General features: G+C 70.9%; 22 protein-coding genes and 1 pseudogene. 12 read left to right on the plus strand and 11 right to left on the minus strand.

Going from position 1 to position 21,479, the window contains the following annotated elements:
* Positions 1-70 precede the first annotated feature (70 nt).
* The gene (locus ACIOWN_RS25385; RefSeq protein WP_401983396.1) at positions 71-286 is read right to left on the minus strand and encodes a hypothetical protein; all 216 of its coding nucleotides are present in this window, start codon (positions 284-286) and stop codon (positions 71-73) included.
* A gap of 206 nt (positions 287-492) precedes the next feature.
* Here ACIOWN_RS25385 and ACIOWN_RS25390 point away from each other — a divergent pair, with 206 nt between their 5' ends.
* A complete protein-coding gene (locus tag ACIOWN_RS25390; RefSeq protein WP_362353124.1) occupies positions 493-1,158 on the plus strand; it encodes a hypothetical protein in 666 nt (221 codons plus the stop codon).
* A 71-nt stretch (positions 1,159-1,229) separates the two neighbouring features.
* Here ACIOWN_RS25390 and ACIOWN_RS25395 read toward each other — a convergent pair whose 3' ends face one another.
* Positions 1,230-2,237, minus strand: coding sequence for a tyrosinase family protein (locus ACIOWN_RS25395; protein WP_401983397.1), 1,008 nt, complete (start codon positions 2,235-2,237; stop codon positions 1,230-1,232).
* 1 nt (position 2,238) lies between these two features.
* Complete coding sequence (locus ACIOWN_RS25400) at positions 2,239-2,568, minus strand: hypothetical protein (protein WP_401983398.1); 330 nt, start codon at positions 2,566-2,568, stop codon at positions 2,239-2,241.
* Between the two features lie 311 nt (positions 2,569-2,879).
* Between ACIOWN_RS25400 and ACIOWN_RS25405 the strand changes: the two genes are divergently transcribed.
* Positions 2,880-4,463, plus strand: a complete 1,584-nt coding sequence (locus tag ACIOWN_RS25405; protein WP_362353130.1) for an FMN-binding glutamate synthase family protein — start codon at positions 2,880-2,882, stop codon at positions 4,461-4,463.
* Between the two features lie 189 nt (positions 4,464-4,652).
* Here ACIOWN_RS25405 and ACIOWN_RS25410 read toward each other — a convergent pair whose 3' ends face one another.
* Together ACIOWN_RS25410 and ACIOWN_RS25415 are read right to left on the minus strand one after the other, a co-directional pair.
* On the minus strand, positions 4,653-5,057 hold the full coding sequence (locus tag ACIOWN_RS25410) for a VOC family protein (protein WP_401983399.1): 405 nt from the start codon (positions 5,055-5,057) through the stop codon (positions 4,653-4,655).
* A gap of 209 nt (positions 5,058-5,266) precedes the next feature.
* Positions 5,267-5,905, minus strand: a complete 639-nt coding sequence (locus tag ACIOWN_RS25415; RefSeq protein WP_401983400.1) for a TetR/AcrR family transcriptional regulator — start codon at positions 5,903-5,905, stop codon at positions 5,267-5,269.
* 103 nt (positions 5,906-6,008) lie between these two features.
* Between ACIOWN_RS25415 and ACIOWN_RS25420 the strand changes: the two genes are divergently transcribed.
* Positions 6,009-7,526: an FAD-dependent oxidoreductase gene (locus ACIOWN_RS25420; protein WP_401983401.1), complete on the plus strand. Its 1,518-nt coding sequence runs from the start codon at positions 6,009-6,011 to the stop codon at positions 7,524-7,526.
* Between the two features lie 91 nt (positions 7,527-7,617).
* Here ACIOWN_RS25420 and ACIOWN_RS25425 read toward each other — a convergent pair whose 3' ends face one another.
* The 3 genes from ACIOWN_RS25425 to ACIOWN_RS25435 form a co-directional block, all read right to left on the minus strand.
* Positions 7,618-8,355: a rhomboid family intramembrane serine protease gene (locus ACIOWN_RS25425; protein WP_362353138.1), complete on the minus strand. Its 738-nt coding sequence runs from the start codon at positions 8,353-8,355 to the stop codon at positions 7,618-7,620.
* Positions 8,356-8,514: 159 nt separating this feature from the next.
* Positions 8,515-9,036, minus strand: coding sequence for an NAD(P)/FAD-dependent oxidoreductase (locus ACIOWN_RS25430; protein WP_401983468.1), 522 nt, complete (start codon positions 9,034-9,036; stop codon positions 8,515-8,517).
* Complete coding sequence (locus ACIOWN_RS25435; RefSeq protein WP_401983402.1) at positions 8,919-10,241, minus strand: RNA-guided endonuclease InsQ/TnpB family protein; 1,323 nt, start codon at positions 10,239-10,241, stop codon at positions 8,919-8,921. The genes ACIOWN_RS25430 and ACIOWN_RS25435 overlap by 118 nt, the downstream gene beginning before the upstream one ends.
* A gap of 34 nt (positions 10,242-10,275) precedes the next feature.
* Between ACIOWN_RS25435 and tnpA the strand changes: the two genes are divergently transcribed.
* On the plus strand, positions 10,276-10,692 hold the full coding sequence (gene tnpA / locus ACIOWN_RS25440; RefSeq protein WP_362353142.1) for an IS200/IS605 family transposase: 417 nt from the start codon (positions 10,276-10,278) through the stop codon (positions 10,690-10,692).
* A 108-nt stretch (positions 10,693-10,800) separates the two neighbouring features.
* Here tnpA and ACIOWN_RS25445 read toward each other — a convergent pair.
* Positions 10,801-10,962, minus strand: a pseudogene (locus ACIOWN_RS25445) (TerD family protein); the annotation flags it as partial.
* Between the two features lie 220 nt (positions 10,963-11,182).
* On the opposite strand from ACIOWN_RS25445, the gene ACIOWN_RS25450 reads away from it, so the two are divergent.
* On the plus strand, positions 11,183-12,052 hold the full coding sequence (locus ACIOWN_RS25450; protein ID WP_401983403.1) for a class II glutamine amidotransferase: 870 nt from the start codon (positions 11,183-11,185) through the stop codon (positions 12,050-12,052).
* A gap of 24 nt (positions 12,053-12,076) precedes the next feature.
* Here the strand turns inward: ACIOWN_RS25450 and ACIOWN_RS25455 are convergent, their stop codons facing one another.
* Positions 12,077-13,132, minus strand: coding sequence for a Ku protein (locus ACIOWN_RS25455; RefSeq protein ID WP_362353146.1), 1,056 nt, complete (start codon positions 13,130-13,132; stop codon positions 12,077-12,079).
* Positions 13,133-13,243: 111 nt separating this feature from the next.
* Here ACIOWN_RS25455 and ligD point away from each other — a divergent pair, with 111 nt between their 5' ends.
* Positions 13,244-14,125, plus strand: coding sequence for a non-homologous end-joining DNA ligase (ligD, locus tag ACIOWN_RS25460; protein WP_362353148.1), 882 nt, complete (start codon positions 13,244-13,246; stop codon positions 14,123-14,125).
* Positions 14,126-14,288: 163 nt separating this feature from the next.
* Here ligD and ACIOWN_RS25465 read toward each other — a convergent pair whose 3' ends face one another.
* On the minus strand, positions 14,289-15,101 hold the full coding sequence (locus tag ACIOWN_RS25465; protein WP_362353150.1) for a nuclease-related domain-containing protein: 813 nt from the start codon (positions 15,099-15,101) through the stop codon (positions 14,289-14,291).
* Positions 15,102-15,201: 100 nt separating this feature from the next.
* Here ACIOWN_RS25465 and ACIOWN_RS25470 point away from each other — a divergent pair, with 100 nt between their 5' ends.
* The 6 genes from ACIOWN_RS25470 (at position 15,202) to ACIOWN_RS25495 (ending at position 21,466) form a co-directional block, all read left to right on the plus strand.
* Positions 15,202-15,708: a protein phosphatase gene (locus tag ACIOWN_RS25470; protein WP_401983404.1), complete on the plus strand. Its 507-nt coding sequence runs from the start codon at positions 15,202-15,204 to the stop codon at positions 15,706-15,708.
* A 168-nt stretch (positions 15,709-15,876) separates the two neighbouring features.
* Positions 15,877-16,671, plus strand: a complete 795-nt coding sequence (locus tag ACIOWN_RS25475; RefSeq protein WP_362353154.1) for a hypothetical protein — start codon at positions 15,877-15,879, stop codon at positions 16,669-16,671.
* Positions 16,668-17,975 carry an ATP-binding protein gene (locus ACIOWN_RS25480; protein WP_401983405.1) on the plus strand — a complete coding sequence of 436 codons (1,308 nt, stop codon included), beginning with the start codon at positions 16,668-16,670 and terminating at the stop codon, positions 17,973-17,975. The genes ACIOWN_RS25475 and ACIOWN_RS25480 overlap by 4 nt, the downstream gene beginning before the upstream one ends.
* Positions 17,976-18,104: 129 nt before the next feature.
* Positions 18,105-18,572, plus strand: coding sequence for an SH3 domain-containing protein (locus ACIOWN_RS25485; protein WP_401983406.1), 468 nt, complete (start codon positions 18,105-18,107; stop codon positions 18,570-18,572).
* A 43-nt stretch (positions 18,573-18,615) separates the two neighbouring features.
* On the plus strand, positions 18,616-19,977 hold the full coding sequence (locus tag ACIOWN_RS25490; RefSeq protein ID WP_401983407.1) for an FtsW/RodA/SpoVE family cell cycle protein: 1,362 nt from the start codon (positions 18,616-18,618) through the stop codon (positions 19,975-19,977).
* A 19-nt stretch (positions 19,978-19,996) separates the two neighbouring features.
* The gene (locus ACIOWN_RS25495; protein ID WP_401983408.1) at positions 19,997-21,466 is read left to right on the plus strand and encodes a penicillin-binding transpeptidase domain-containing protein; all 1,470 of its coding nucleotides are present in this window, start codon (positions 19,997-19,999) and stop codon (positions 21,464-21,466) included.
* The last annotated feature ends 13 nt before the right edge of the window (positions 21,467-21,479 follow it).

Below are 21,479 nucleotides of genomic sequence, written 5' to 3' on the forward strand. Positions count from 1 at the left end.
CCCACCCTGCGGGCAGGGAGCGAAAGCCACATTGGCGCACGCCCCCGGCGCACTCCCTAACCTTGATCGGCTACACCACGACAAGGGACGCCATCACAGCGACGGCCATTGAGCGCAGCGCCTGGTTCCAGTCCGCGGCCTGCAGCCCGGCCACCAGCTCTGCCCCCGGTAGGGCGGACTGGGCGAGTGCCCCGGTGAAATCCGCCCGCTCGGCCACGGCATTGCGGCCCCGGGTCGCCTGGAAGACCACGTACGGAACCCGGGACCGGTCACAGAACTCCTGCACCAGACGAGAGTTCCCCAACCGGCGCCGCCCGGTCATGATCACGGCCCGCCCTCGGGTGGCGCCCGCGCCCTCGATCATCAGGCCCAGCTGTCGCCCTCTCTCGCTGTCTCTCAGGGTTCGCGGGTGTCCAAAGACCCCGTCACCAGCGGAAGCGCTGTGTGCGGGGTCTTCGTGTTCGTGTCAGGCACGTGCGCTTGGATGAGCGGGTGACCGTTCATGATGTTGCTCGGCAACTGCCCGAGATCGCAGTCCTCCGTGAGCACTGCCGCTCCCTGGCCGTCCTGGAGGCGGTCCTCAGCCCTGAGTGGGAGGACCGCTGCTACTCCTTCGACGACCACTGGTCCGAGCAGGAGTCGATGGCCTCGATGCGGAATGGTTCGGGTGACGAGTACTCGATCGTCTTCTCGCCCGCCGGCGCCTACGTCCGGGGCTTCGATCACGAATCGCCCATGAGCCCCTATGCGGAGGGCGGGCCGTGGCCCGGAGTGCTCGACGAGGTTCCTGACGTCTTCAGGGCGTGCGTCGAGGAGCCGGCGTTCTCGGATGAGGACGGGTTGCCTGTCGTGACTGCGTGTATGTGGCGGGAGACGGGCGATGGTGGCTGGCGAGCGGGGACGATCGACTTTCCCGACGCGGCGCCGGAAGATCCGGACGGCGCTGGGCACCTCTTCCACCTGTTGGTGGATCGGTCGCCGGAGGCGTTCCGGCGGTGGGCCGAGGACTACTACGAGGTTCCGGTCGACCTGGAGGCCGTTCGTCACGTCTTCGCTTCGCGTCCTCTGACCGAGGAACTGGTCCGCGCGTTGAACTCGGAGATCGGCCTGACAGACCTCAAGGAGGACCTGGCGGAGATCGGTTATCCGATGAGGTGAGGCATAGAAAGCAACAACGAGGCCCCTGGACGCAATGTCAGGGGCCTCGGATGCCGGACTCGCTGCTGAGTTCACGGCAGTTGGTCGTAGGTGCACCAGCTGCTCTGGTCCAGCATGTTTCCCGGTGTGAAGGCGTAGTTCGCGGGGAGGGCGAGGGTGTCGCCGATCCGTTCACCCGCGTATGTGGCCGGGGCTGTCATGTCAGGGGTGTAGATCCGGCCGTAACGTCGCATCCAGCTCTCCCAGGTCCGGTCCACGTTGCAGTGGTGCAGGAAGAACACCGGGTCGTTGGGGGAGCTGAGGGGCAGCATGTCTCCCCCCGTCCACATGTGGACCTGATTGTGCGTCCAGGGCCGCGTCGCCGGCTGCCAGCCTTCGAGACGACCGCGGAAGCCGTCCGAGTTGACGCTGAAGTCGACGACGTCGTAACGGTCTTCCGGCTTGGGGTTGGGAAGGTCCGGTGCGTAGTCGAGGGCCGCTTTCACGTCCGCGCTGGTCGGCAGGGTCTCCCAGCCTTCCGGCCAGGAGCGGGCGAACTCCCGGATCAGACCGCGCCCCTGGCCGTTCCCGGCCTGTGCCGGCCGTCCGTCGGGGCCGCTTTCGAGACGGACGGTGAAGTTGCTCGGGCCGTTCGGGAAGAAGCCGAACGGTCCGTCGGAGACGGGGTTCCCCTGCCCGCCCATGTAGTCGGACGTCCAGATCGGAGCATCGGTCGGCGAGCCGTCGTCGCCGTCGACCGACCAGTCCCAGTACGGCAGCGCGAAGCTGTCGTCTCCGAGGATCCGCTGAATGTTGCGCTCCACGAGGATGAGCATCAATCGGTGCCACGGAAGAAAGACCGGCCCTCGGTGGGCGTAGTTGCGAAGCAACGGGTCGCCGTTCTTCGGAATCGGGTAAGTTCCGGCCTGAATATGCCAGATCACAAACAGGTCGTACGTGTGCACCGGGTTTTCCGGGCCGGGGATGCCGAAGCTGTTGGTGGTACGCCCGGTCTTCTCCTTCTTGAGCAGATCGACGCCCGCGATATATTTCTTCAGCGAGTTCTCGTCGTGCAGGATGTTCCTCCGGACCAAGGCCATCTCAGGTGCCCCTTCCGAAGTGGTCGGGATAGGTGGACATCAGTGCCCGAACGGCGTCCAGCGCCGAGGTGAACTGGTGATAGGGCAGGCCGGGGCTGTACAGCATGCCGCTGTCGGCCACGTGCAGTGGGACCGTCACCGGTGTCCCGTCCACGACGATGTCGTAGGTGGTGGTGACCGTGATCCGGTGCCCCTCGTGCTCCGTCGTGCGGACGGAAGGTGCTGAGCCCGGCGTGTGCTCTCCAGTCGGCCGGACCGACTCGGCCAGGTAGCTTCCGAGTACGTCGGGCGCGGCGGCGGCAGCGACTGCTTCCAGGTCGATGGCTGTCATGGCGGACTCCCTGATGATGGTGGTTCGCAGGGGTCATTCGCAGAGGTCGGGGGAGTGTGGACATCCCTCCGTTTCCACCATCCTCGGCCCGGCCCTGGCTGTCCAATCGACCATTTGGTCAACGGTCTTGCCAGGAGACCTCGTGAGCAGTGGAGACGCCGAGCACCGGGGGCATCGCCGCAGCTGACGCCCAGTCAATGGTGAGGGTCGGCAGCGGCACCGGACGGCATCAGCGGTACCGGACGGCGTGCGTCTGATGTCTCATCCCTGGAACATTGTGCTCCGCACGGGGAGGCCTGTACGTTCCCCGCATGATCAGAATTGCAGTGATCGTATTCATTGGGGCTCTCGCCATTTCCTTCGGCGTCTCGGCGTTGACCGTGTCACCCTGGTTGTGGCTGGTCGCCATGCTGTGCGCGGGGATTGCCGGGGTCGGCACTTATGACCTGCTTCAGAAGCGTCATTCCGTTCTCCGTAATTACCCGGTGCTGGGACACATCCGCTTCATGCTGGAGTCGATACGGCCGGAGTTGCAGCAGTATTTCATTGAGCGTAATACCGATGGCCGTCCCTACGACCGTGATGTGCGCAGCCTCGTCTACCAGCGCGCCAAGGGGACTGAGGCGGAGATCGCGTTCGGCACCGAGCGGAACGTCTACGCCGAGGGCTACGAGTACTTCGAATCGTCGATGAGGCCGCGCCCCGTGCCGGCGGAGCAGCCCCGGGTCCGTATCGGCGGCCCGGACTGCACCCAGCCCTACGACATGGCCTTGCTCAACGTCTCCGCCATGAGCTTCGGTTCGCTGTCCGCCAATGCCATCCTCGCCCTGAACCAGGGGGCCGCCCTGGGAGGATTCGCTCACGACACCGGCGAGGGCGGCATGTCGGAGTACCACCTGCGCCACGGTGGCGACCTGGTGTGGGAGATCGGCACCGCGTATTTCGGCTGCCGTACCGCGGACGGCGGTTTCGATCGCGCGCGGTTCGCCGAGAAGGCCGCTCGCGACAACGTGAAATGCGTGTCCCTGAAGCTGTCTCAGGGAGCCAAGCCCGGTATCGGAGGGGTGCTGCCGGGAGAGAAGGTCACTGCCGAGATCGCCCGGGTACGTGAGGTTCCCGAGGGTCGGACCGTCATCTCGCCTCCCTACCACCAGGTCTTCGACACGCCCCGGGAGCTGATCCGGTTCATCGCCGAGATGCGGGAGCTGTCCGGTGGCAAGCCGGTCGGCTTCAAGCTGTGTGTGGGCTCCCGGCGGGAGTTCCTGGCGGTGTGCAAGGCCATGCTCGAAGAGGGCACGGCGCCGGACTTCATCATCGTCGACGGAGCGGAGGGCGGCACCGGAGCCGCGCCGCTGGAGTTCGCCGACCATCTGGGCAGTCCGCTAACCGAGGGACTGATCACCGTCCACAACGCCCTGGTCGGTGTCGGCCTGCGGGACCGGATCAAGATCGGTGCCAGCGGCAAGGTGGCCACCGGAGCCGACATCGTCAAGCGCATGCTGCAAGGAGCCGACTTCACCAACGCGGCACGCGCCATGATGTTCGCGATCGGATGCATCCAGGCGCAGAGCTGCCACACCAACACCTGCCCCGCCGGCGTCGCCACACAGGACCCGCGCCGTGCCCGCGCGTTGGACGTCGACGACAAGTCGGCCCGGGTCCACCGCTTCCAGTCCGCCACGGTGAACAGCGCGCTGCAGATCATCGCCTCGCTGGGTGTGAGTGAACCCGCGGAACTGCGCCCGAGCATGCTGCGTCGGCGCGTGGACCCGGTCACCGTCCGCTCCTACGCCGAGCTCTACGACTGGCTGACCCCCGGCCAGTTGTTGATCGAGCCGCCCGAGTCCTGGGCCGTGGACTGGAAGGCCGCGGATCCCGACCGTTTCGCGGTCTGACAGGCCCGTAGCCGGATTCGGTACGCGTCTGCGGCGGCCGGCCCGCGCCGGGGGAGCGGCGCGTGCCGCACAATGGCCGGCTGAGCCTGCCCCTGCAAGGTGGACGCCGGCAACAGCGACTGCGACGGCTTCACCGGCACTTCACGCCCGGGTTCAGCGCCGACCGGCCGCCGCCGCCCGCCGGCGGGTTCAGCCGGACTCCGTCGCTTCCTTGCCGCTGCCGTACGGGCGGGTGAGGATCTCCATCGCGTGGCCCACCGGGTCCTGGAAGTACAGTCCGCGGCCGCCGTCGCGGTGGTTGATGTGGCCGGGCTGCTCCATGTGCGGGTCGGCGTAGTACGTCACGTGGGCCTGCTGGATCCGGTCGAACGCCTCGTCGAAGTCCTCGTCCGAGACGAGGAAGGCGTAGTGCTGGACGGCGATCGGCCCTTCGGGGTCGGCCATGTAGTCGAGGGTGACGCCGTTGCCGGTGGCCACGGGAATGAACGGGCCGAAGGGTGCGCCGACCTCCAGGCCCAGGATGTCCGCGAGGAACTCGGCGGACTCCTGCTTGTTCCGGGCGTGGACGATGGTGTGGTTCAGCTCCACGTTCATGGTGTGCCTCCCTGCGGCACCTCGTCGGCGCCTCCGTGCCCCACCAAGCCGATGTCCGGCACGCGGTGCCGTAGTTCCGACCCTAGTCGGGGTGGTCCATGGACGGTAGCCGGAACCGTGCAGGCGCCCACGGGGCAGGTGACAACGCGACGCCACCGGTCGTCACCCGCTGTGAAGTGTCTACTGCCGCCGGACCGGTAGCCGCGGGGTCAGTCGCCCCGCAGTTGCCGTAGTCCGCTCTCCAGCAGCGTGAACGCCAATTCCGCGTCCGCCACCGCTCCCGCGTGGCGTGCGTCGGCGGGTTCTCCGTGGGCCAGGCGTGCCGCGTTGTCCTGGGCCAGCAGCCCCTGGACGGCGACGATCTGGGTGGCGGCCAGCCGCGCGGTGAGTTCGGGGGTGTCCGCCGTCTCCTGGAGTGCCTGGGCCAGTGCTCGTTCGGCACCGGTGTGGAACTGATCCATCCGGGACACCAGCGAGGGCGCGTCCAGGATCATCCGGGTGAGGCGCAGGACCTGGGGATGGTCGTTGAGCCCGGTGATCGGGTCGCGTTCGTGCAGCCCATCGAGGAAGTGCTCGCGCAGTGCGGTCAGGGGGGCGGTGCCGGGTGGGCGGGCCCGTACGACGCGGGCGGCTTCGGTCTCGTGGTCGGCGAGGCGATGCACCACGAGGTCTTCCTTGGTGGGGAAGTAGGCGAAGAGCGTGCGCTTCGACACCTCGGCCGCCTCGGCCACCTGAGCCACCGAGACCTGGTTGAAGCCGTGTTCGAGGAACAGCGCGATCGCCGCGTCGGAGATCGCCGCGCGGGTCCGCTGCTTCTTTCGTTCGCGTAGTCCTGGCCTGCCGTCCACGACGCCATCATAGCCGCCACTGCCCCAGGGTTATTTCTGCACCTGGTATACATTTAACCCGAGGGAAAAAAGGGAGCAGTGCGCGCGTGGAGGAGTACGAGTGATGGACGAGATCGAGACCGAGGTCGCCGTCGTGGGCGCCGGTCCGACCGGGCTGATGCTGGCCTGCGAGCTGGCGGCGGCCGGGATCGGGACCCTGGTCCTGGAGAAGCTGCCCAAGCGTGTCGAGCAGCTCAAGGGCGGCGGGATCCAGCCCCGTACCGCCGAGTTGCTGGAGTCACGCGGGCTGCTGGAGCCGTTGCTGCGGCGGGCCGCGTCCCGTGAGCCGGTCGGCGGGCACTTCGCGGCCCTGCCCGTTCCCCTGGACTGCACCCCCTGGCGGACCAGGCACCCCTTCCCGATCGCGGTACCCCAGTGGGAGATCGAGGAGGTACTCGAGGAGCGCGCGCTCGCCGCCGGCGCGCGGGTTCGGCGCGGGGCGGCCGTCTCGGGGGTCGAGCCGGGCGACGACGGTGTGGTGGTGACTGCGGACGGCCTGCGGGTGCGGGCACGCTACCTGGTGGCGTGCGACGGCGGGCACAGTACGGTGCGGAAACTGCTGGGGCTGCCGTTCCCCGGGAGGCCCGGCACCCACCAGGCGGTGCTGGCCGACATCCGCCTGTCGGCCATGTCGTCGCTGGTGCCGCGGCAGATCGGGCACATGAGCGCCCTCACCCGTCACGCGGGGGGTTACTGGGCCATGCTGGTCCCGCTCGGCGGCGACCGGTACGGGCTCACCTTCGGCCGCGCGGGCCAGGCGGACGCCGGCGCGGACGCCGACCGCGACACCCCCGTCACCCACGAGGCGATCGCCGCCGCGCTCCGGGCCGTGTACGGGCAGGAGACCGTCCTCGCCGCCGTGGAGAGCTCCTCGCGGTTCAGCGACGCCACCCGGCAACTGGAGCAGTACCGGTCGGGGCGCGTCCTGTTCGCGGGCGACGCCGCGCACATCCACCCGCCGCTGGGCGGACAGGGCCTCAACCTCGGCATCCAGGACGCGTTCAACCTCGGCTGGAAACTCGCCGCGACCGTCCAGGGCCGGGCACCTAGCGGCCTCCTGGACAGTTACCACACCGAACGGCATCCCGTCGGAGCCCAGGTCCTGCACCACACGTCGGCGCAGCGCGTCCTGGCGGACCCGAACCCGAGCGAGGACGTTGCCGCCCTGCGTGACATCCTCATCGACCTGCTGCGCCTGCCCGACACCAATCGCCACCTCGCGGGACTGATGTCCGGCCTCTCGCTGCGCTATCCGCTGCCCGGCGATCATCCGCTCACCGGGATGCGCGTGCCGGACCCCGACCTGGTCACCGAGGCCGGTCCCACCCCGCTGTCGGCGCTGTTCGCGTCCGGGCACGCCGTCGTGCTGGACCTGGCCGGGGCCGTCCCGGCCGGTCTCCCGCTCCCGCCGCGGGTCGACCTCGTCCGCGCCACCTGCCCCGACGACCTTGGCGCCGCCGTCCTGCTCATCCGTCCCGACGGCTACGTCTGCTGGGCCGCGGACCGCTCGGGCGGCCACGGCGACGCACCGGGTGATGCGCTGCTCGCCGCCATCAACGGGGGCCTGGCGAAGCTGCCCTGAGCGACCTCACGTCAGGCTCGGGCCGCCACCGCCGCGCCGTGGACGCCGGGACCGCAGCGTCGCGCCCGGCCGCATCGGCCCCGGCAACCGGTCAGAGGAGGCCCAGGTCGCCGAGTTCCTTGTGCAGGTCGGCGCGTGGGTTGTCGGCCTGTACCGGGAGGTCGCCGCGGGTCGTCGTCCCGGTTCCGCCGTCGGAGCGGCGGCCGGGCCCTGCGGGTCGTGGGCGGCGGTCCCGGAAGAGCCAGGCGCCGGCCAGGCCGCCGATCAGGCCGCCGAGGTGTCCGAGCCAGCTCACTCCCGGTGTCCCGGGCACGGCGACGGTGAGCATGTAGGCGAAGGAGGCCGCCATGACGATGCCGATCAGCGTGTCGATCAGATGCCGGTCGAAGAGGCCGCGGACCACGACGTAGCCGAAGTAGCCGAAGATCAGGCCGCTGGCTCCCACGGTCTCCACGCCGCCCCGTTCGAAGAACCAGACGGTCAGTCCGCTGGTCACCGCGACGAGCAGGCTCAGTCCGAGGAAGCGGGCCACGCCCCGGTAGGCGGCGAGGAAGCCGAAGACGAACAGCGGGCCGGAGTTGCTTTCGATGTGCGCCCAACTCCAGTGCAGGAAAGGCGCGGTGAGGATGTCGGGCAGGGTGCCGAAGTCGCCGGACGACACCCCGAACTGCCGGGAGAGGGCGTAACCGCCCGTGTAGTTGGCCAGTTGCACCAGCCAGATCGCCACGAGGAACGCGAACATCGTGAAGAACGCCTTCCGCGCCTCCGCGATCATCTGCTCCGCACCGACCGGCCCGTCGCCGGCCGGGCCCTGATCCGGCCTGCCCATGGCACGCTCCCTCCCCCTGCGGATCCGTCTCCGCGCCACCGCGGACTTCCAGTATTCCCGGCGCCTGGCGTGCGGAGGAAGGGAGGGAGGAGGGAGGAGGAGAACGGGTACGCGCCATGAGGCCCACGGCGGGCGGTCGGCGTCCGAGGCGAGGGAGGGTCAGCGCAGTGGGTCGAACGGGGCGAGCTGTGCGGGGAGTTCGCCGGTGACGATCGTTTCGGCGAGGAGGCGTCCGGTGGCCGGGCCGAGGGTGATGCCCCACATGCCGTGGCCACCCGCGGCGAAGACGCGGGGGGAGCGGGTGGCGCCGATCAGGGGCAGGCCGTCGGTGGTGCACGGGCGGGAGCCGACCCACTCGTCCCGGCGGGCGTCCAGGTCGGCGCCGCGCAGCAGCGGGCGGGCGGCCTCGGCCATGGCGTGGACGCGGCGGGCGTCCAGGGGCGCCTCCGGCTTGCGGAACTCCATCATCCCGGCGACGCGCAGCCGGTCGCCGAGCGGCGTGCAGGCGACGCGCTGGGCGGGGAATTGAAGTGCTCTCCCTCGTAAACGAGGGAGATTCCTGCCTACCTTGCGGTGGCGGGCTTGACGCCGCCGGGACGCCTGACGACTGCCCTCCCGGCAGCCGGGATGAGCGCGTGGCCCATCCGGTACAGGTGCAAGATGTTCCGGGCTGCGTTCCAGTCGGCGTTGCCGGACCATCCGCAGTCGGGGTTCTTGCACACGAACGTGGCCTGGTCCTCCCGGCTGCCCGGTGTGGTGAAGCCACATGCGGAGCAGCGGAGGGAGGTGCCGGGGGCGGGAACCTTGTGCAGGGTGCCGCCGTGGCGGGCGGTCTTGTATGTCAGCATCGTCACGGTGCGGCTCCATGCTTCTTGGCTGATGGAGCGGTTCAGGCCGGACTTCTGGGCGACGTTCCTGCCGGGTTCCTCGATGGTGCCCTTGGCGGACTTGACCATGTTCTTGATGTTGAGCTGTTCGACCACGACGATGCCGTACCGCTTGGCAATGTTGGTGGTGGTCTTGTGCTGCCAGTCGACAGCGCGGCGCGTGGCTTTTGCGCGGAGCTGCTTGATCTGGTCGTAGGTGTGCCGCAAACGGCGGGAGGTCTTCTCCCCGCGTCCCCGGTGCTGCTTGCGCTGGGCGGCGCGTCGTTCCAGGCCGAGCAGCTTGGCCTTCTCCTGCGGGTCCAGCCATTTGTCCCGGTCGGCCTTCCCGTCGGGAAGACGGGGCGGGCGTCCGTGGTCCTGGTGGTTGCCGTCCGACAGGGCCAGGGGCAGGTTCACCCCGGCGTCGATGCCGACGCCCGGGCCGGTGTGTGGCTCTGGCCTGGCTTCGAGGGTCTGGACGCGGAAGGCGATGTGCCAGCCGAGAGCGTCCTTGACCAGCCGGGCACCGGTGATCCGGTTGTCGGCGCCTGCCTTCTTTCCGGCCGGGAGATCCTTTGTCCAGCGGAAGCGGACGCGGCCGATCCTGGGGATGTTGACCATGCCCCAGCGTCGGTGCACACGGGTGATGTTCAGGTCCCGGCCCTGCGGGATGTCCACCGACATCACCGTGCGCAGGCGGGCCTTGAAGGTCGGAGCGTCGGCGCGCCTTCCCCAGCAGTTCTTCCACGCCTGGAAGTACGTCTTCAGCACCGCCTGCGCGGCCTGGGCGGGGAGCGCGCCGAGCCAGTCGATCTCCTTGCGGGCCTGGCGGATCGCCGCATCGGCCGCAGCCAGGGAACGCTTCTCCTTCGGGAGCATCGTCCACCAGTCGTGCAGACAGTTCCACAGAGTGCGGGCCGCGTGCGCCTGGTCGTCCACGAGCCGGATCTGCGCAGGGGCCAGCGCCAGCCGGGCACGATGCCCGACCTGCCTCTCCTCCTGCACACGTTCCGTACTCACGCGATCACCATAGCTTTTGGTCCATGTCACCACGATGGAATCCAAATCCCGAGTGCGCACTGGCCGTCACGTCGTCTACGACCTGCATGTCCCTTTGGTCTTTGTCACCAAGTACCGGCGCAAGGCGTTCACGGACGAAATGCTGACCAGGTGCGAGGAGATCATGCGCGAGGTCTGCCGGGACTTCGAGGCGGAGCTGAAGCAGTTCAACGGCGAAGAAGACCACGTGCACCTGCTGGTGCACTACCCGCCCAAGGTCCAGCCCTCCAGGCTGGTCAACTCCCTCAAGGGCGTCTCCTCCCGATATCTGCGCAAGGAGTACGACGCGCATGTCCGCCGGTACCTGTGGGGCGGCCACTTCTGGTCCGGCTCGTACTTCGCCGGAAGCTGCGGCGGGGCACCACTGACCGTCGTACGCCAGTACATCGAGAACCAGCAGCGCCCCGCATGACCTGACTGAGGCCAACAGCGCAGGACCGTACCCAAAGCCGAGGTCAGAGCAGTATTGAGATGCGCTCCACCTCCCCCGTGAACGGGGGAGCACTGCGCAAGATCAAAGGTAGGAGTCGGAGTCGCTGCGCACCTTGCCGTTCACGTCCAGCAGGAGGACGGACACGTCCGCGTCGCCCTCGCCGGTCGGACTCCCCCAGCCCAGACCGACGATCACCGAACCGACGTTCTCGCTCAGGGCCGCCAGCGTCACATTCGAGCCCTTGCTCATTTCATGCACAATGCCCCCAAAAACAACGCAACCCGGGAACGAGGAGACCCTCGCCCCAGGCGCTTGACACGCGACACGGCGTGACGTGCCGCACATGGCTCACTGCAGTCCCCGCGGAGCGATGCGTAAGCGAACGGTCCGGATCTTCACGGAAGGCCCGGTTCGCGACCTGGGGGCGGGGAACTCGGGGAGGGCCGGCCGACCACCGCGGAGGAAGCCGATGTGCCGTCTGTTCGGTCTCAGCAGCGCCCCGCGGCGCACTCGCGCCACCTTCTGGCTGCTGGACGCCCCCGACAGTCTCAGCCGGCAGAGTCACCGCGATCCGGACGGCACCGGGCTCGGTTACTTCACGGCGGACGGCACCCCGCGGGTCGACAAGGCGCCGATCGCCGCCTACCGGGACCGCGGGTTCGCCGAGGAGGCACGGCAGGTGGAGTCCACCACGTTCCTCGCCCATGTGCGGTTCGCCTCGACCGGCAGCCTGGAAGCGCGCAACACCCATCCCTTCGAGCAGGAAGGGCGGCTGTTCGCGCACAACGGGGTGATCGAGGGCCTCGACGCGCTCGACGACCACTTGGGCGAGGGCCGGTCACTGGTCAGGGGCGACACCGACTCGGAGCGGTTCTTCGCCCTCGTCACCCGGGAGACCCGCGAACACGGCGGCGACGTCACCGCCGGCATCACGCGGGCCGCACGCTGGATCGCCCGGCATCTGCCCGTCTACGCCCTCAACCTGGTCCTCGTCACCCCCGGACAACTGTGGGCGCTGCGGTACCCCGACACCCACGAGCTGTACGTCCTCCAGCGCGCGGCGGGCGGCCGGCACGGCACCCGGCACCTCGACCACAGCGGCAGCAACGGGCGGATGCGCGTGCACTCCGAGGCTCTGGCCGCACACCCGGCCGTCGTCGTGGCCAGCGAGCGCATGGACGACAACCCGGACTGGCGGCTGCTGGAGGCGGGCGAACTGCTCCATGTCCACTCCGGCCTGCACACCACCGGCCGGCTCGTCCTGCCCGAGCCGCCGGCCCACGCCCTCACCCTCGACGATCTGCGCCCCGACGCCGCCGCCTCGCAGAAGGCCGCATAGGTCCAGTCGTACGAGGGACCGTTCTCACGCCGTGCGTTTGCGGGAGGCCGTCTTCTTGGCCGGGGTCTTCTTCGTCGTGCTCTTGGCGGTCGATGCGGTCTCCTTCGCGGACCGCGACGACTGCGCCGCCTTGGAGGTGGACTTCTTCGCGGCGGCCGTCTTCTTGGCCGCGGTCTTCTTGGCCGCGGGAGCCGACTTCCCCGTGGTGGTCTTCTTGGCCGCGCCGCCCGCCCGCTTGCCGCGCGGGAGGTGCCTGACCTCGGCCTCCTCCGCCGGCTCCCCGGTCTCCTCCCGCACCTCCTCGCCCCTGGACTGCTTCGCTGCCCGCACACTGTTCTCCAGGGCGGCCATCAGGTCGAGGACCTTGCCGCCAGGGGCGGGTTCGGGAGCCTCGGGGGGCGCCTCGCCGGCGGCCTTCGCGGCGATGACCTCCTCCAGCGCCTCGCGGTACTCGTCGTGGAGATCCTGGAGGTCGACCTCGCCGAGGGTGTCCATGAGGGCGTCGGCGAGGTCCAGTTCCTTGTCGCGGACGGTGACGTCGACGTCCGGGGCCACGCCCTGGGGGGCGCGGATCTCGTCGGGCCAGAGCAGGCCGTGCATGGCGATGACGTCGTCCACCACACGGAGCATGCCCAGACGCTCGCGGCCGCGCAGGGCGAACTTCGCGATCGCCACCTTCCGGCTGCGCTTGAGGGCCTCGCGCAGCAGGGTGTACGGCTTGGCGGCGGGAGCGCCGCTCGCCGCCAGGTAGTACGCGTGCTCCATCTGGAGCGGGTCGATCCGGTCGGCCGGGACGAAGGCCACGATGTCGATGGTCTTCGCGGTGGGCAGCGGCAGGTGGGCCAGGTCCTCGTCGGTGATCGGGACGATGGAGCCGTCCGCGTCCTCGTAGGCCTTGCCGATCTCCGCCTGGGTGACCTCGCGCTCCTCCAGTTCGCACACCTTGCGGTAGCGGATGCGGCCGCCGTCCTCGGTGTGGATCTGGCGGAAGGAGATGGCGTGGCTCTCGGTCGCGTTCACGAGCTTGATCGGGATGCTGACCAGGCCGAACGAGATGGCGCCGTTCCAAATGGATCGCACGGGGAGCACCTTCCGGATCGGATCAGGACGATCTGCTTGGTCTGATTGCGCTGACTTCTCTGACTGCTCTGTTTGTCCTGGTTCACGTAGCTTCCATGGTTTTCTTATCGTATGGCGCCGATCACGGAGGTGGAGGGGCGACGGCTCGCGCTCAGCAACCTGGACAAGGTGCTGTATCCCGCGAGCGGGTTCACCAAGGGCGAGGTGCTGCACTACTACGCCACGACCGCCGAGGCGCTGCTGCCCCATCTGCGCGACCGGCCGGTGTCCTTCCTGCGCTACCCGGACGGACCGGACGGGCAGGTGTTCTTCGCCAAGAACGTGCCGCCGGGTACGCCCGAGTGGGTGACGACGGCCGAGGTGCCGAGGTCGACGGGGGCGGCGCGGATGGTGCTGGTGCAGGATCTGGCGAGCCTGATGTGGGCGGCCAACCTGGTGACCGAGTTCCACACCCCGCAGTGGGTGGTCGAGGCGCCCGCGGAGGCCGACCGGCTGGTGTTCGACCTGGATCCGGGGGCGCCGGCGAGCGTGGTGGACTGCTGCCGGGTGGCGTTGTGGCTGCGGGAGCGGCTGGCCGGGGACGGGATCGAGGCGTACGCGAAGACGTCCGGATCGAAGGGGCTGCATCTGCTGGCCGCGGTGCGGGAGACTTCCAGCGCGCGGGCGTCCGACTACGCGAAGGGGCTCGCCGTGGAGGCGGAGCGCGCGATGCCCGAGCTGGTGCTGCACCGGATGACGCGGAGTCTGCGGCCGGGGAAGGTGTTCGTCGACTGGAGTCAGAACGCGGCGCGCAAGACCACGGCGGCGCCCTACACGCTGCGGGCACGCCCGGAGCCGATGGTCTCGGCGCCGGTCACATGGGACGAGGTGGCGGGGTGCCGGGCGCCGGGGCGGCTGGAGTTCCGGGCGCGGGACATCGTGCCCCGGCTGCGGGACCACGGCGACCTGCTGGCGCCCCTGCTGGATCCCGCACGCGCGGCCGCGCTGCCGTGAGCGGGAATCGGGGCCGTGCGGTCACACCCGCCCGTCCGGAACCCGGCCGTCCGGTCACACCCGCTCGGGCGAAACCCGGCCGTCCGGTCATGCCCCCCTCGGGCGGACCCGGCCGTCCGGTCGGACCCCTCAGCCCGACCGGCCCCTCAGCCCAGCCGCCCTCTCACACCCGCCCCCACGTCCTGCGGTCCCTCGCCATCGCGTGCAGTGCTTCCACGTCCGCCGGTTTCAGCTGACCACCCAGGCGGGTCAGGTCCCCGAGGCCGGCGAGTTCGAGGACGCGTACGCCCCTGGGCGGCGCGGTGACGCGGAGGGCCGCCGGGTCCGTCAGGACGAGGACGGAGCGCACCTCGGCCGTCAGGGCGTAGGAGGCCCGGTCGGCCCGGCTGCGGAGGTCGCGCAGGAGGGGCGCGGGGTCGTGGCGGCCGAGGGCGACCATCGGGTCCTCGACGCGGACGCGCTGCTTGCGGGCGTACAGGGCGTGGACGGCGAAGAGGCCGCCCGGGCCGATGACCAGGTGGTGGATGCGGTCGCCGCCGGGCAGCGGGACGGAGTGGAGGGCGTGCCAGCCGGCGCCGTCGAGGTGGTCCAGGGCCTCGCCCACCGTCTGCTCGGCGGTCAGGGCGCGGCGGCGCGGGTCCGGGCGCAGGCGGTGGGCGGGTGCGGGCTCGCGGTCGAGGGCGATCAGCAGTGCCTCGCCGGGGCGGTTGGGGGCGAGGTCGTCGTCCGGGTGCAGGCTCAGGCGGGCGAGTTCGGCGGGGGTGGGAACCGGGGGCGGGCCCACCGCGACCGGGCCGGTGAGGAAGGGGCCCAGGGCCTGGAGCACGTCCTCCTGCTCGCCCTCGCTGAGGAGGCTGACCCGGGCGGCCTCACGGTCGTACCAGGCGATGTTCCTGCCGTCGGGCCGGCAGACGTAGAGCCGTTCCTGTCCGTGGCGCCAGGTCGGTATGACGCGCAGTCCGCGGTGTCCGCTCATGCACCATCACCCCCACGACCATGGGAACAGGCGGGGTGCTCCCGGGGCAAGAACCCGGCTACCTTTGAGGAGCGGTTGGCAGGGGAGTGGGGAGGCGCCGTTGCGGACCCGCGGGAAACAGCCCGACGTACCGGCTCCGGACAGCCCGTGGAGCGAGATCGTGCCCGGCCTGTGGATGGGCGGGCACGAGTTCAGGACGCAATCCGGGCGGCTGGAGCTCGCCGTCGTGCGCGATGAGTTCGATCTTGTGCAGACCCTGCTCAGGCTGCCGGGCCACGGACCCGACCCGGGTGTCGAGCACCATGTGTGGCCGATACCCGACGGGCCGCTGGACGGAACACAGCTCGCGGGGGTGATACGGCTGGCCCGGGCCGCCTGCGACGCCCTCGACCAGGACCGCCGGGTCCTCGTGCGCTGCTACTCCGGCTACAACCGCTCAGGGCTGGTGGTCGCGCACGCGCTGGTCCGGCAGGGACGTTCCTCCGACGAGGCGATCCGTCTCATCCGCGCCCGCCGCTCCCCCTGGGCCCTCCACAACGAGCTGTTCGTCGACTATCTGCGCACGGGCCTGCCGACGGCACGGCTGCTGGAGGAGCTGGCCGAGTAACCGTTTCGCCCGGGCGCCCGGCGCCGGACAGGCCGCTTCCCCACGAGCTCGTACGCCGGAACCGAAAGCCGGTGAGCAAAAGGGACTTCCATACGAAACGAATAGGGTGTACGAGGCTGTCACCCGCGCCGCTCCCTCTCCTCCCGCTCCTCCAGCCACCGGAGAAACGTGTTCCGCAGACGCCCCGCCCTGGCCACCGCCCTGGTCACCCTTCTCACGGCGACGACGGCCGCCTGCGGCGACGCGGGCGGACTGCGCGGCGCGGGGCCCACGCCGACCGCGGTCAGCCCGGCCCGCCTGTGGCCCTCGCTGCGTCCGGCGGCCAGCCCCGCCTGGCCCTACGACGAGATACAGATCGAGACGGTCAAGGGCGTCACCGCTCCCGGCGACGACATCCACGCGGTCGACCCGGTCGCCGTCGTACAGGCCGAGGTGACCGCGCATCCGGACGCCTACACGAGCGCCAAGGCGCCGTACCAGGACACGGCCGTCCGGCTGGCGGAGTGCGGCGGGGCGAAGGATCCGTCACGGTGTCCCGTCATGCGGCCGTACTACCGGGACCTGACCGGGGACGGGCATGACGACATGACCCTGGGCTTCCGGCTGTACCCGACCAACCAGACCGCGGTGCGCGTCTACACGTTCGAGGGGCACCGGCTGGTGCAGGTGTTCGCCAACGACGACGCGGTGATCGGCGTGGAGCTGGCCGGGCGGGCCGTGATCATACGCTCGCCGGCCGGGATCGCCGGGTACGAGTACCGCACCACGTGGTCCTGGGATCCGGAGCAGCGGGCGATGGTGTTCTCCCGCGACGAGTTCCTGCGCACCGGGCGGCACCGGCCCACGCACGCGCGTACCCACGCGCCCCTCCCCTCGTCCCCGCCCACGTCCGCCGACGTTCCCTCCCCCTCCTCCCCCGCTCCCTCCTCCCTGGCCGTCTCCTCCTCCGCGAGCGTGCGATGAGGGTCGCGCTTCCCCGGTGGGCCGGGGCGCTCGCGGTGAAGGCCGCGGCCTTCATCACGGTGATGTGCTGCGCGCTCGCCGCGCTGCTCGGCGTCCTCGTGCACGTCTCGGTGACCGACCAGACCGTCGGCCAGGCGCGCGCCCTCGCCCTGTCCCGGCTGAAGGACGCCACGACCGCGTTCGAGTCCGGCGACACGCTGCTGCCGGGCGCGGGCGTCGACCCGGAGGGGCTGCCTGAGCGGCTGCGGCGGCTGGCGGCGAGCGGTCAGCGCGGCACGATGGTCGACGTGCACCAGGGGCGGCCCACGATGTGGGCGGCCGGGCCCGCGGACCGGGGGCGGACACTGGCCGTGGCGGTGGACTACTCGCAGCAGGCCCGCACCATCGACGCGCTGGACCAGTCCATCCTGTGGTCGTCGTTGCTGGCGATCGGGGCGACGCTGCTGGTCGGCGCGTTCGCGGTGACCCGGGTGACCCGGCGGCTGCACGCCACCGCGCGCGTGGCCCGGCGGATCAGCGCGGGTGACCTGGACGCGCGCGTGCACGATCCGCTGGCACGGGACGCGTCACGTCCGCACGACGAGGTGGCCGCGGTCGCCGCGGCGCTGGACTCCATGGCGGCGTCGCTCCAGGGCAAGCTGCTGGCCGAGCAGCGGTTCACCGCGGATGTGGCGCACGAGCTGCGCACCCCGCTGACCGGGCTGCACGCGGCGGCCGAGCTGCTGCCGCCGGGCCGCCCCACCGAACTGGTGCGCGACCGGGTGGCCGCGCTGCGCACGCTCACCGAGGACCTGCTGGAGATCTCCCGGCTCGACACCGGGAGGGAACGGCCGGCCCTGGACGCCGGGCACCTGAGCTCGGTGGCGGAGCGAGCGGTGCGGGCGGCGGGGGCCGCGTCCGGGGCGGAGACGCAGGTCAGGGTCGTACGGGATGTGTATGTGGAGACCGACCGGCGGCGGCTGGAGCGGGTGCTGGGCAATCTGGTCGCCAACGCGCACGGCCACGGCCGGCCGCCGGTGGTGCTGACCGTCGACGGACCGGTGGTCACCGTGCGGGACCACGGCGACGGCTATCCGGAGTACCTCGTGGCGCACGGGCCGCAGCGCTTCCGCACGGAGGGCGGCGCGACCGGGCACGGGCTCGGTCTGACGATCGCCCTGGGGCAGGCGGAGGTGCTGGGCGCACGGCTGGAGTTCGCCAACGCGCAGGACGGCGGGGCGGTGGCCACCCTGACGCTCCCTCAGGAACCGCCCGCCCCCTCAGGAGCCCACGCCCCTGGAAGGACCGTGCCCGCACCCGGATGACGGCCCCTCAGACGGCGGCGCCCCGATGGCCCAGTGTGACGGGCCTCCGGAATGCGGTGCTCCTAATGTGGCGGTTAGTCAGCCCTGTCCGGCCTCGATGGGCTTCGCCGCCTCAGGTGGAGGTACTCCGTGTCCCTGCGCTCCCCCCTCACCCGACTGGCCGTGGCGGCCGCCACCGGCGCACTCCTCTCCACGGCAGCCGCGGCACCCGCCATCGCCGACGACGGCCGGAGCGGTCACCAGGCAGCGACCCCCCGGCACAACACGACACCCGCACACGGCACGACACCCGAGCACGGCACCACGCCCGAGCACAGCACGGCCCGGCAGGACAGCGTCGCCCCCGACCACGACCGCCCGCGCTTCACCCGGGGTGTCGTCACGGCCCGCGGCGGGCTCGCCCTGCGCACCCGCCCCGACCTCGACAGCCGGGTGCTGCGGCCGGCCCGGCCGGGCCGGCTCGTGTGGATCTTCTGCAGGACCCTGGGCCAGCCGGTCGACGGCACCCGCGTCTGGTACCTCCTCTCGGACGGCGTATGGGCGTGGGGCTCGGCGCGGTACATCGCCACCATCGGGCCCACGCCACGCTGGTGCTGACCCGGAGGGCGGACAGGCCGCACCTTTTGGGTAGGTTCCGGACATGACCCAGGCCGGAATCCCCGTGGCAGCGGCCGCCCCGTCCGCGCCCGACGTCCGCCTCCCCCGGCGCCGCGGTGTCGAACTCTCCCTCATCGTCCTCGCCGTCCTGCTGCCGGTGTGCGGCTACTGCGCCGTCGGCCTGGCGAGGAACGGCACCGTCCCGCCCGGCGCCGCCGGCTACGGCGCCGGGCTTGGCGTGCTCGCGCTGGTCGCGCACATCGCGGTGCGCCTGTGCGCGCCGTACGCCGACCCGCTGCTGCTGCCCATCGCCGTCCTGCTCAACGGTCTTGGCCTGGTGCTGATCTACCGGCTCGACCTGGAGACACCGGGCGACGAGGCCGCACCCGCCCAACTGGTGTGGTCCACGCTGGGCGTGGGGCTGTTCATCCTGGTGGTGCTCGTGCTGCGCGACCACCGGTGGCTGCAGCGCTACGCCTACCTCTGTGTCGCCACCACGCTCGTCCTGCTCACGCTGCCCATCCTCTTCCCCGCCGTCAACGGCGCCCGGATCTGGATCCGGCTGGGCGGCTTCTCCATCCAGCCGGGCGAGTTCGCGAAGGTGCTCCTCGCGGCGTTCTTCGCCGCGTACCTGGCCGCCAACCGCGGGGCACTGGCGTACAGCGGCCGCCAGGTGTGGCGGCTGCAACTGCCCACCGGACGGGTGCTGGGGCCGGTGGTGACCATCTGGCTGCTGAGCGTCGTCGTCCTGGTCCTGGAACGCGACCTCGGTACCTCGCTGCTGTTCTTCGGGCTGTTCGTCGTCATGCTCTACGTGGCCACCGGCCGCACCGGCTGGATCGCGGTCGGACTGCTCCTCGCGGGGGCCGGTGCGGTCGCCGTCGGCCGGCTGGAACCGCACGTGCGCAGCCGGTTCGGGGAGTGGCTGCACCCGTTCGCGTCCATCGAGGCCGGTGAGGGGCCCGGCCAGGTGGCGCAGTCGCTGTTCTCGTTCGCGGCGGGCGGGTTGACCGGCACCGGCCTCGGCCTCGGTCACTCCACCCTCGTCGGCTTCGCCGTCAAGTCGGACTTCATCCTGGCCACCGCCGGGGAGGAACTGGGTCTGGCCGGGCTGTCCGCGGTCTTCCTGCTGTACGCGCTGCTCGTCGAGCGCGGCTACCGGGCGGGCCTCGCCCTGCGCGACCCCTTCGGCCGGCTGCTCGCGATCGGGCTCGCCTCGCTCGTGGCGCTCCAGGTGTTCGTGATCGCGGGCGGGGTGACCGGCCTGATCCCGCTGACCGGTCTCGCGATGCCGTTCCTGGCACAGGGCGGCTCGTCGGTCGTGACCAACTGGACGATCGTGGCGCTGCTGATCCGGGTGAGCCATGTGGCGCGCCGGGAGTTCGACGGGACGCCGGCACCATGACCCGCAAGGAGGGCGTCCGTTGACCCGGTGCATCCGGCACGCCGCGGCCTTCTGCGTGCTCCTGCTGGTGGCGCTCCTGCTGAACGTCGCCTGGTTGCAGGTGCTCCGGCGCCCGGCCTACGGCGGCAATCCGGCCAACCGCCGCCCCACCATCGCCCGTTACCAGCAGCCGCGCGGCGAGATCCTGGTCGGCGGCCGGCCGGTCACCGGCTCCAAGGACACCGGGGAGCAGCTTCGCTTCGAACGGACCTACACGGACGGTCCGTTGTACGCGCCGGTGACCGGCTTCGCCTCGCAGCTCTTCGGGACGACGTTCCTGGAGCACTCCGAGGACGGGGTGCTTTCGGGCTCGGATCCGATGCTCGCGGGGTTCGGTCCGTGGCGGGGCTTCGCGGGCGGGCGGAGCCCGGGCGGCAATGTCGTGACGACGATCGATCCGGCCGCCCAGCGGGCCGCGTTCGAGGGGCTGGGTGGCCGCAAGGGGGCGGTCGCGGCGATCGAGCCGGCGTCGGGACGGATCCTGGCGCTGGTGTCCACGCCGTCGTACGATCCCTCGCTGCTGTCCGGGAACAGGCCGGCGGTGTCGGCGGTGTGGGCGCGGCTGAACGAGGACCCGGAGCAGCCGATGCTGAACCGGGCGGTGCGGCAGACGTATCCGCCGGGGTCGACGTTCAAGGTGGTCACCGCGGCGGCCGCGCTGGACGCGGGCGTGGTGCGGGACCTGGACGAGCCGACCGACTCCCCCGACCCGTACCAGTTGCCGGGCACGACGACCTGGCTCTACAACGAGGCCGACGACTGCCGGGACGCCTCCCTGCGGCATGCGTTCGAGTGGTCGTGCAACACGGTGTTCGCGAAGCTGGGCGTGGACGTGGGGGTGCGGGGCATGCGGGCCGCCGCGGAGGGGTTCGGCTTCAACGACAAGGGGGTGAGGATTCCCTTCTCGGTGTCACCGAGTACCTTCGACACCCGGGTGGACCGGGCGCAGCTCGCCCTGTCGTCGATCGGGCAGTACAACACGCGGGCCACTCCGCTGCAGATGGCGATGGTGGCGGCGGCGGTCGCGAACGGCGGGCAGGTGCGGACGCCGTACCTCGTGGAGCGGACCACGCGCCGGAACGGCGGCACGGTGTCCGCGGCCGGCTCGCGGCCCGCTCGGCAGGTGATGCGTCCGACGACCGCGGCTCGGCTTCGGGAGCTGATGGCCGACGTGGTCGCCGAGGGAACCGGCGGGAAGGCGGCGATCCCCGGGGCCGTGGTGGGCGGCAAGACGGGCACCGCCCAGCACGGCCTGGGCAACGCCGGTACGCCGTACGCCTGGTTCGTCTCCTGGGCGCGGAACGACGACGACATGGCGCCGAGGGTCGCGGTCGCCGTGGTGGTGGAGGACGCGTCCGCGCGGCGGGGCGACATCAGCGGCGGCGGTACGGCGGCGCCGATCGCCAGGGCGGTGATGGAGAAGGTGCTGCACGCGCCGCCCGCAGGGTGAGACGGGGGTGCCG

Source organism: Streptomyces sp. NPDC087787, from assembly GCF_044743035.1.
Classification (GTDB): domain Bacteria; phylum Actinomycetota; class Actinomycetes; order Streptomycetales; family Streptomycetaceae; genus Streptomyces.